Genomic DNA, 2,771 nt, shown 5'->3' with positions numbered 1-2,771 from the left:
TTTTGATCTATATTACCTGTTTATCTTGCACTTTTTTCTCCCTCGCGCCATCTAAACCTATGCCACGCAATATGTGATTGATTTTTCAGCAAGCCCTAAATATAAAGGTGAAATATTTCGTTCGGATCAACCTGTAGGAGATAGCGGATTAAGTTCTTTAGAATTCTTTCTGCGCGACAGAGAGTTAAATCCTAAAGGGATTATAGCCATAGATATATTAAGGTGGGAACCATGATTAAAAACGAAAAAGAGTATGAATACAGCCAAGAATGCGCCCGCAGATTTGCCGATTCTCTTAAGGCGTTAGAACGAGATGAGGAACTGAAGAAAAAAGACCCAGATGGGTGGCAACTTTCTCGCGATGTCAAACAATCTCACCTGATGGCTTTACAAGCAGAAATTGCTGAATATTAAACCCTTGTTAATTGCTTGCAAAGGCAGCCAATTTCAATTAAAATTGAGAGCCTAAACAAGCTGCCAGATGCTTTAATTAAAGCGAGAATTGCAGCCCAAATCGGTCAGCAAGAACTAGCTCAAATACTGGGGATTGAAGAACGGCGAGTTAGGGAGTATGAAGATACAGATTATCAATGTGCTAGTTTTGTAGAACTCCTCGAAGTTAGTACGGTTTTAGGCGTAGAATTTGAAATCGCCGTTATCAAAGTAGATTTTGAGGAAATAGAAGCTGTCAAGCAAAGTGCTCGGAAATGGCGTAAGGAAAAAGTTAACCTGACAGTTCAAGCATCATAAATGTTAAGTTGTATAAACTAGGTCTGATATTAATCCTCCAAAGCAGCTTCAGACAACATTAACTTATGTTCGATCGGCTGCGGGATTTGAATTACTCGCACCCCCGACTTTTTCCACTCTCGTTCTTTACGCGACAGCAGCCACTTCTTCAATTTCCTCTCCTAAAAACCGCTTGTTGACAATTTCCCGATAAGCCTCTAAATCGGGCTGCCAATTTTCCAAAAGCTTGTACAAGTGTTGCAGCTTTTCGCCTTCTAATTCTCCTACAATTTCGTACTGGAAGCTTCCCGAAAACAATACTGCTGGAGTTGGTGGAGCTTCTTGCAGTTGCAGCAAAGCTTCGGCAACGCTCAAGTTAAGTTCTCCTTGTTCTAAAGAGTAAACTAAATTGACAGCAGCTTTTACGGGAGCTTTCCCCACATCAGACCAAGTGCCCTTCGAGAGTAAAGTGGAGGTGATGTACTCGCGCGCAGCATTTTCATCTCCCCCTTCAAAGGTGATGAAACTTCTGGGGTTGATGCTCAGAGTTTGATACTCAGTGCGGGGTAGCGCTTCAACGTACTTACGGATGATAGCGGGAATTTTGGTGTCTTCTTGTGACTTTGCACTCAGGGATTCGATGAAGGTGATGGCGTTCGATTGGGCGACGATGTTGATGCCGTTGGTGAAGGCAACTTGAGAGATTTGGGGACTGAAAACGGGGGGGCGGGCGAGTTCCCAGTCGGGGGGGACGATGCCGCTGTATTTGAGGAAGTCCGAGTTAAGGAGGGTGGGGGAGTGGTTTTTGGCTGTTAGGGCTAAGGCTAGTTCTTGGATGGTTACTGTAGGTGTCATGGTTGTTTGTAGAGCAGTATTGGGTTACATTTTATACTGAATGGGTTGCTTTTCTACAAAGCTAAAAAGGCAGTAACAAACGGCACATAATCATATTAGCTTATTTTGTACTTTTAATCTCTGGTATTATAGAAAACTTTAGGTTAAGCACTATTTTTTTGACGTGGTATAGTTCATTATCATTATGAGGCATACTTAGCTCATATTAGTCTTCTATAAAATTATAGAGATCGATATCAATCTCGGCATTGAGTTCAATAATTTGTTGAACAATCTCTTTATTAAAGTGAATGGCTGGTAATTGATTATCGGAATATAGATAGATTGCACAACTAATTTCTGTATAATAACTCTGACTTATTTTAACTAAAGATTCCCACCCAGGTTTTAGTTGTGCTAGTACAGATATAATATGACTTTCTAAATCGGCATCTTTGTCAAGTTTAGAGTGTACTTTCCAGCCATTGTATTCATATTTCATTGTCTTTTTTTTATTAATAAAGTCACCCATTATCCAAGTTTTTGTTGGAGTTATACCAACTCTTGCTGTAATTTCTTCGGGATCGCAGTCAAAATCAGTCAATGTGAAAGCTACAGAAATCTCATTATTCATCTTATCCATCTCGATTCTCCCGAAAGAACTTGTTGACATTTATTTTTATTTAACTAGGTAGGTCAAATAAAGTACCTGCGCTCGTGGACTCTTAGACTTATTCTACTGTGTCACGAATGTGTAATTTATTTAGCACGGTACTTATTACTAGCCCTGTCAAGGTGCGATTGACCTATTTAGACTACTTATTCATGATTCTTTTAATATTGTAACCAGTAAATGATCCAGACGCTTTATATTGACCCTTTGGCTTCGCATAAACTCTTCCTTTAGAATCTTGGAAAAGATCTCGATGAGCAGCATTTTTTCCTCCCTTAGTTTCATGTATCTCATCTCCCTGTTCTGCCATTTCCTTCTGTAATTTTTTGATTTCTTTGTTATTAAGAGCCTTATCTTTTGATGTATCCCGGTTGTCACCAGCAGGGTCTTCTGTTTCTGGATATTGATTCTCTTCATCATCATCATCTTCATCCCATTCATCATCCTCAGACGTACTCATCGCCAGATAAATACCATAGGAAGCCAGAAAAGCAGCGACTGCAATTGATGTTCCCAAGTTAACTGTGGGTACTGT

The 2,771-nt window shown here is 39.9% G+C and carries 6 protein-coding genes; 2 read left to right on the top strand and 4 right to left on the bottom strand.

Annotated features, from left to right (window positions below; all coding sequences use genetic code 11):
• The first annotated feature begins 231 nt into the window (after positions 1–231).
• Both JGK14_RS33855 and JGK14_RS33850 read left to right on the top strand, forming a co-directional pair.
• A complete protein-coding gene (locus JGK14_RS33855) occupies positions 232–414 on the top strand; it encodes a hypothetical protein (protein ID WP_325316015.1) in 183 nt (60 codons plus the stop codon).
• A gap of 15 nt (positions 415–429) precedes the next feature.
• On the top strand, positions 430–750 hold the full coding sequence (locus JGK14_RS33850; RefSeq protein ID WP_325316014.1) for a hypothetical protein: 321 nt from the start codon (positions 430–432) through the stop codon (positions 748–750).
• A 29-nt stretch (positions 751–779) separates the two neighbouring features.
• On the opposite strand, the gene JGK14_RS33845 is transcribed toward JGK14_RS33850, so the two are convergent.
• The 4 genes from JGK14_RS33845 to JGK14_RS33830 form a co-directional block, all read right to left on the bottom strand.
• Positions 780–902 (bottom strand): hypothetical protein, encoded by a 123-nt coding sequence (locus JGK14_RS33845; RefSeq protein ID WP_325316013.1) that lies wholly within the window; start codon positions 900–902, stop codon positions 780–782.
• The gene (locus tag JGK14_RS33840) at positions 877–1,584 is read right to left on the bottom strand and encodes a hypothetical protein (RefSeq protein ID WP_325316012.1); all 708 of its coding nucleotides are present in this window, start codon (positions 1,582–1,584) and stop codon (positions 877–879) included. Before JGK14_RS33840 ends, JGK14_RS33845 begins: the two co-directional genes overlap by 26 nt.
• Before the next feature lie 205 nt (positions 1,585–1,789).
• Complete coding sequence (locus tag JGK14_RS33835; RefSeq protein ID WP_325316011.1) at positions 1,790–2,236, bottom strand: DUF4279 domain-containing protein; 447 nt, start codon at positions 2,234–2,236, stop codon at positions 1,790–1,792.
• A gap of 142 nt (positions 2,237–2,378) precedes the next feature.
• Positions 2,379–2,771: polymorphic toxin type 33 domain-containing protein (locus JGK14_RS33830; RefSeq protein WP_325316010.1), on the bottom strand; the 393-nt coding region annotated here is incomplete at its 5' end.

This window comes from Microcoleus sp. PH2017_28_MFU_U_A (assembly GCF_020738035.1).
Lineage (GTDB): Bacteria > Cyanobacteriota > Cyanobacteriia > Cyanobacteriales > Microcoleaceae > Microcoleus.
The sequence above is the reverse complement of the archived record's forward strand: the minus strand, read 5'-3'. Positions and strand labels throughout refer to the sequence as shown.

Excerpts from the sequence above, each read along its gene's own strand:
- JGK14_RS33855 (WP_325316015.1), top strand. The coding sequence starts at position 232 with ATGATTAAAAACGAAAAAGAGTATGAATACAGCCAAGAATGCGCCCGC.
- JGK14_RS33840 (WP_325316012.1), bottom strand. The coding sequence starts at position 1,584 with ATGACACCTACAGTAACCATCCAAGAACTAGCCTTAGCCCTAACAGCC.
- JGK14_RS33835 (WP_325316011.1), bottom strand. The coding sequence starts at position 2,236 with ATGTCAACAAGTTCTTTCGGGAGAATCGAGATGGATAAGATGAATAAT.